The sequence below is a fragment of the Novosphingobium sp. AAP1 genome, from assembly GCF_001295765.1.
Lineage (GTDB): Bacteria > Pseudomonadota > Alphaproteobacteria > Sphingomonadales > Sphingomonadaceae > Novosphingobium > Novosphingobium capsulatum.
In genome coordinates, this window is record NZ_LJHO01000023.1 from 23,579 (window position 1) to 29,678 (window position 6,100).

General features: G+C 63.4%; 6 protein-coding genes and 2 pseudogenes. 4 read left to right on the plus strand and 4 right to left on the minus strand.

Translation table 11 applies throughout. From position 1 onward, the window contains the following. Positions 1 to 9: 9 nt before the first annotated feature. Positions 10 to 1,062, minus strand: a complete 1,053-nt coding sequence (locus tag IP65_RS19810) for a glycosyltransferase (RefSeq protein WP_054132773.1) — start codon at positions 1,060 to 1,062, stop codon at positions 10 to 12. A gap of 290 nt (positions 1,063 to 1,352) precedes the next feature. On the opposite strand from IP65_RS19810, the gene IP65_RS19815 reads away from it, so the two are divergent. Then, on the plus strand, positions 1,353 to 2,720 hold the full coding sequence (locus tag IP65_RS19815) for a hypothetical protein (RefSeq protein ID WP_197279302.1): 1,368 nt from the start codon (positions 1,353 to 1,355) through the stop codon (positions 2,718 to 2,720). On the opposite strand, the gene IP65_RS22265 is transcribed toward IP65_RS19815, so the two are convergent. Then, positions 2,698 to 2,823, minus strand: a complete 126-nt coding sequence (locus IP65_RS22265) for a hypothetical protein (RefSeq protein WP_369801320.1) — start codon at positions 2,821 to 2,823, stop codon at positions 2,698 to 2,700. The two genes, IP65_RS19815 and IP65_RS22265, sit on opposite strands and share 23 nt — an antisense overlap. Positions 2,824 to 2,852: 29 nt before the next feature. Continuing rightward, entirely contained in the window at positions 2,853 to 3,131 is a 279-nt protein-coding gene (locus tag IP65_RS22270) for a transposase (protein ID WP_197279304.1), read from the minus strand. 20 nt (positions 3,132 to 3,151) lie between these two features. Here IP65_RS22270 and IP65_RS19825 point away from each other — a divergent pair. After that, positions 3,152 to 3,394, plus strand: a pseudogene (locus tag IP65_RS19825) (transposase); the annotation flags it as partial. 315 nt (positions 3,395 to 3,709) lie between these two features. Here the strand turns inward: IP65_RS19825 and IP65_RS21095 are convergent. Continuing rightward, positions 3,710 to 4,000 (minus strand): hypothetical protein, encoded by a 291-nt coding sequence (locus tag IP65_RS21095; protein ID WP_082350278.1) that lies wholly within the window; start codon positions 3,998 to 4,000, stop codon positions 3,710 to 3,712. Here IP65_RS21095 and istA point away from each other — a divergent pair. Then, the gene (gene istA, locus IP65_RS19830) at positions 3,959 to 5,188 is read left to right on the plus strand and encodes an IS21 family transposase (protein WP_054132777.1); all 1,230 of its coding nucleotides are present in this window, start codon (positions 3,959 to 3,961) and stop codon (positions 5,186 to 5,188) included. The genes IP65_RS21095 and istA overlap by 42 nt on opposite strands. Further along, positions 5,175 to 5,903, plus strand: a pseudogene (istB, locus tag IP65_RS19835) (IS21-like element helper ATPase IstB). The gene istA and the pseudogene istB overlap by 14 nt, the downstream one beginning before the upstream one ends. Positions 5,904 to 6,100: the final 197 nt, after the last annotated feature.

Here is a 6,100-nt window from a genome sequence, read left to right on the forward strand (position 1 = left end):
CTGTCGGGGTCATGCCGCCGCGCCGGCCAGGCGCGCGAGCAGGGATTGCGCGATGCCGTCCCAACTGAAGGCATGGCGATAGGTAGCCACGGCCGCGTCATCGGGTGGGTGGCTGGCCGCCTCTTCCACCGCGCGGGCCAGGTCTGCCGGGGCGATGGTCAGCGGCACGAATTTGGCCCAGGGCGGGGCGACCTGGCGATGGATGGCGATATCGCTGCACACCACCGGCAGGCCCAGGCTGCCCGCCTCCACCAGCGGCATGTTGAACCCTTCGGCCAGCGACATCGAGACGAAGCAGGTGGCGGACTGATAGAGCGCGAGCAGCGCCGCATCGCTGGCGTGGCCATGCCATTCCAGCCGCCCGGCGCGCGCGGCCACCTGGCTTTCCCAGCTTTCGGCGATATCGCCCCAGCCCTTGCGGCCGACGACGCGCACCGGCCACGGCGCGCCGCCGCTGGCCAGGCTGTCGGCCAGGGCCAGCACGGCATCATAGTTCTTGCGTGGCTCCACCGTGCCCACCGCGATCACGCCGGGCGCCGTGCGCGCCGGGGCCGGGGCGAGTGCCAGGTCGATCCCCGGGGCATTGCCGATCACGCCCACCGGGCGGCGCAGGATCGTGGCCAGGCCGTCGGCCATCAGCACGGTGGGGGCGAGCACCTGGGCATAGAACGGCGCCATCGACGCTTCGGCATGGCGGAACAGCGCGCGGCCGCGCAGGTTCATCGCCTGGCCGCGCGTCCACGGGAAATCGTCATGGATGATCCGCACGACCGGCTTGCGCGTGGCGAGCACCAGCGGGCTGGGCGGAAAGGCCGGGCAGACCACCGCCTTGATCCGCGCCTCGCGCCAGGCGCGGGTGAGCGGCAGGGTGAGCCAGCCGCGGAAGCCCCCCGGCACCCGCACCACGCCCGGCCCGGTGGGCACGGCGGCACGGGAATCGACAAAGGCAATCGCTTCGGGTGCGATGCGACGCAGCGCTTCGAACAGGTTGATGGCATAGCGCTCGATGCCGGTAGAGGCATTGGGGCGCGTGGCCAGGACAAGATCAACGGCGATGGTCACGGCGCTTGCCCCGGTTTGAAGTGTCGCAAAGAGATCGTGGGGCCTTGTGCCGCAAATTTCGCTGCAACGCAACAATCCGGGACATGGCGAGGCCCCAGCCAATGGGCCGGGCAGCGGGGCCGAGTGCTGCACCCCACGCCCATGGATTCATGCGTTTACGGTGTAGCACGCTGCAAAACAACCTGGGGCTTTGACTGGTGCTTGCCTCATGTGCCCTGCTGTCGGTATGATTGGCGCTGCAACAATAGCCGGTGCCTTGCCGGACGACAGCGCGCGGAACACTCGTTCGGATGAAATCAGCAGCCACACGCCCTATGCGCAACACGATGCCTCACGCGATCAGGCAGGGGTCACCGCTTCGGCCAGGCGTGCGTCGCAAAACCAGGGCGGAGGTTTCCGCAGCCAGGGCGGAAAAGCATGCGTGGCGCTGCTATCTTGCGGTGGTTGTCTCGATCTTCCTGAACATGCTGCTGGCGATTGCCAATGCCAATGGCGTTGGCATGAGCAACGGCAAGGTCGTGATCATCCAGATCATCGTCACCTTGCTGGCTGGCTCGATGATCCTGGTGAACCCGATCAGGCTCAAGCCGGCAGAGCAATATACCCTGGGGTTCATGGCCCTGTTGCTGGTGATCGGGATTGGCTTCCACGGCCTTGATCTCAAGGCGCTGTACGACTTCCTGATCATTCCGCTCTATATCATGCTGGGCCGTTCGGCGCGGCATGTGCAGGCCGAATGGATGCATTGGCTGTTGGCGGCGGTGGTCTTCGTGGTGGGCATGGAAGTGCTCACGCCCTCGATTTTCACGCGCATTGTCAACCCTGGCGAATACTTCCTGGCGACCCGCGACTGGGTGGCCAACGGTGGCGTCAACGACGCATTGCGCGATGGTCTCTACGCCGGGGCCTATCGAGGCGGCGGTTCGGTGTTCTCGATTGTCGACCATCGCGTTTCCGGGCCGTTTCTGGAACCCTTGTCGTTGGGCTATTTCTCCGTTCTGATGGCCATCTACTATGCGGCGCTGTTCAACGGGCGTCTGGCGCTTCGCCTTGGCGCGATCGGCATTTGCCTTTTGCTCGCGCTCCTGTCGGATTCGCGCGCGGCCTCTGGCCTGATTGTCTTGAGCAGCCTGGTTCTCTTGCCGCGCCTGAAATGGCCCTCTGCGGCGATCTGGCTCGCTCCGGTGGGTGTATTGTTCGCGGCTTGGCTGGTCTATTTCGCGGCCAAGGGCGACAATCTGGGCGATACGTTGCAGCGCCTGTCGTTGACGTTTGGCGGCCTTCGCGAGTTCAGCATTTGGCAGGTCATGATCGGGAACATCGATAGTGGCCGCCTGAACGACACCGGGATCTTGTATTTCATCAAGGACATGGGCCTCTCGGGCCTGTTTGTCGGGATCTTCCTGTATTGCGGCGCGATGACCCGCGACAAAAAGTCGAACGTCGCCTTTTTCTCGATGATCGCCATATATCTGACCACCATGCTGCTGTTTGGTGGGGCGGTGTTTTCCATCAAGGTGGCGAGCCTGTCTGGCTACCTCGTCGGGATTGCCTCCTGGGCGGATTCGATTTCCAGCAAATCCGTGATGGGCGTGGCGAAAAAGCGAACTCATCGCCGACCAATCCCTTGGTCGGCTAGGCGGCGTGGACAAATTTGAGCCAATATCTGGAGGTGGCGATATGAACGATGCCGAGGAAGCTGTTGGTGAGCTGGTCATATCGGGTAGCGATGGCGCGGTTGAGCTTGAGATGGCCGAACATGCGTTCGATGCGGTTCCGCTGCTTATAGATTACGCGGTCATGGTAAATTTCACACAGCGGTTTGATCTGCCGGGGATGACGGCCTCGATCTGTCGTTCGGCAAGATCGGCACGGATGGCGTCAGCATCGTAGCCTTTGTCGGCAAGCAGCGCGACCGGTTCACGCTCTGGCAGACCGATGAGGTCGTCATACGCCTTACAGTCTGCTGCATCACCGACCGTCAAGTGGAAGGCGAGCGGTCGTCCGAGGGCATCAGCTAGGCAGTGAAGTGAGTAGCCCCTAGATTTCTGGACGCTTTCGATCCTAATTTTGAGGACAGGAGGCGACGATAGGGAAGCCCAATTTCAGTGATGAGTTCAAGCGTGATGCGGTGGCCCAGATCACCGAGCGCGGGTATCCGGTCTCAGAGGTCTCGCAGCGGCTCGGCGTCAGCCAGCATTCGCTGTATGCTTGGAAGCGGCAGTTGGCTCGGCAGGTGTCCGGCGATGCCGGCAAGGATGCCGAGATCCGCCAGCTGAAGCGCGAGCTGGCCCGGGTGACCGAGGAGCGCGACATCCTAAAAAACGGTCGCGGCCGATCGCTTATTGGTGGCATGATACCCCGTTAAAAAACGTGGCCCGTGGGCAGTTGCGCACTTGAGAGTGGTGACGCCGGATTCCGGCGACCCCGGTTAGGAAAATGACGGTTTGCATCGCCCATACCCTCCCATTTTGGAGGAGCTGTGGAATGAGTAGATCAAAATCCGCGAAGGCCGGTGATCTGTCGATGGTTGTGCCCGGTGCGGCGGCCATCGATATCGGCTCGACTATGCACATGGCAGCGGTCAATCCCGATGCTGACGATCGGCCTGTGCGCGCATTCGGCACATTCACCGGCGACCTGCACGTTATGTGTACATCAGCGGGATGAACACCGTCCCCATATCGCCGGCGTCGGCGCGACGCTCACGCTTCCAGCGCGCGGCATAGCGCCGCACAGCGTCATAGGAGCCGCCGAACCCTTCGCGCTGAAGCAGATCATGGATGTGGATCGGCGTGCAAAAAGGGCCCGGATAGCGGGGTGATCGGCGTCCAAAAGGGAACCACCATTCCGATGGTTTAGGCAGCGATCTGGTTTTCCAGGTGGCGAGATCGGGATGTTGGTTGTGGAGACAGTTGTGCGGATCAGGCGCGAGCATGCGGGCGGCAAGGGGATCCGTGAGATTGCGCGGGATTTGCGGCTGTCGCGCAAGGTTGTGCGCAAGGCGATCAATGCGCCTGACGTGGAGATCGCCGGCAAGCCGATGCGTGTGAAGGTGGCGCATATGCGGCTGTGCGCGTCGCGGGCGGTCTATGTCCGGGCCTATCCGCGCGAGACGCAAGAGATAGTGTTCGACGCGCATGCCCGTGCATTTGCGGTCTTTGGCGGGGTGCCGCTGCGGGGCATCTACGACAACATGAAGACCGCGGTGACGACGGTGTTCGTCGGCAAGGAGCGGGTGTTCAACCGCCGGTTTCTGATCATGGCCAATCATTACATGGTCGAGCCCACGGCTTGTTCGCCAGCGGCCGGGTGGGAGAAAGGTCAGGTCGAGAACCAGGTCCAGACGATCCGTGGTCGCTTTTTCCAGCCCCCGCTGAAGTTTGCCAGCGTTGAGGAACTGAACGGGTGGCTCGAGGCCGAGTGCCTGCGCTGGGCGGCGATGCACCCACACCCCGAGCAAAAGGACATGACCGTTGCGCAGGTGCTGGAGGCTGAGCGGCCCGCGCTGCAGCCGATGCTGGCGCCGTTCGACGGCTTCCACGAGACCACCCATGCGGTTACCGGCACCTGCCTGATCAGCTTTGACCGCAACCGCTATTCGGTCATGGCCAAGGCGGCGCGGTGCGCGGTCCAGGTGCGCGCCTATGCCGACCGAATCGTCGTGCGGATGGGGGACGAGGTTGTCGCCGAAGACACGCGCCACTTCGGGCGCGACCGCACGATTTACGACCCCTGGCACTATCTGCCGGTGCTGGTGCACAAGCCGGGCGCACTGCGTAATGGCGCGCCATTCCAGGACTGGGTTCTGCCGCCTGCGCTGGCGCGATTGCGACGCAAGCTGGGCAGCAGCGACGAAGCCGATCGCCGGTTTGTGCGGGTTCTGGCCGCCATATCCACCGATGGACTGGACGCGGTAGAGGCCGCGATCAACGAAGCATTCGATACCGGCGCTGCCAGCGACGAAGTGATCCTCAACATCCTGCCGCGCCGCCGCGAACCACCACCGAATCAGCCGCTGAGTGTCGTGGTCGATCTCAAGCTCAAGCATCCGCCCCGCGCCGATTGCGCGATCTATGACACGTTGAAGGGTGAAGCGGTGCGAGGCCACAATGCAGCGGCATGAGATGATCGATGCGATGCGGGCTCTGGGTCTCAAGGGCATGGCGGGGGCCTTCGACGAGGCGGTGACCACCGGCATCCAACGCCAGCGCACCACGCCAGAGATCCTCACCGATCTGTTGCGCGCCGAAGCCGCGCATCGTCATGCCGCCTCGATCCGCTACCGCATGAGCGCCGCCAAGCTGCCGGTGATCAAGGACCTCGATGCCTTCGTGTTCGACGGCACACCGATCAACGAGGACCTGGTCCGCGCGTTGCACGCCGGATCATTCCTGCCCGGCAGGCGCAACATCGTGCTGGTCGGCGGCACCGGAACCGGCAAGACGCACCTCGCCATCGCCATTGCCTCCTAAGTGGTTCGCGCCGGCGCGCGTGGCCGCTACTTCAACACCGTCGATCTGGTCACCCGGCTCGAGGATGAAGCGCGCATCGGCAAGGCCGGCGCTCTCGCTGCCCAGCTGAGCCGCATCGAACTCGTCGTACTCGATGAACTGGGTTACCTGCCGTTCGCCCGTTCCGGCGGCCAGCTCTTGTTCCACCTGATGAGCAAGCTTTACGAAACGACCTCGGTGATCATCACCACCAACCTGGCATTCGGCGAGTGGCCCACGGTGTTCGGTGACCCCAAAATGACCACCGCGCTGCTCGACCGCACCACACATCATTGCGATATCATCGAGACCGGCAACGACAGCTGGCGCTTCAAACACCGCAACTGACCCGGCCCCAAACCCCGACAAAAATTTGCTTCGCGCTGGCGCTGCCTCCGGTCGGGCTACGCCCTCCCTAGGCCAGCGCCAGCGCGAAATCCGCGCCCCATATCAAGGCCACGCCATCGCGACAGGTGGTACCCTTTTGCACGCCGATAGTGGGTCCCGTTTGGACGCCGATTGACACAGTGTGACGTGCTCCCCTG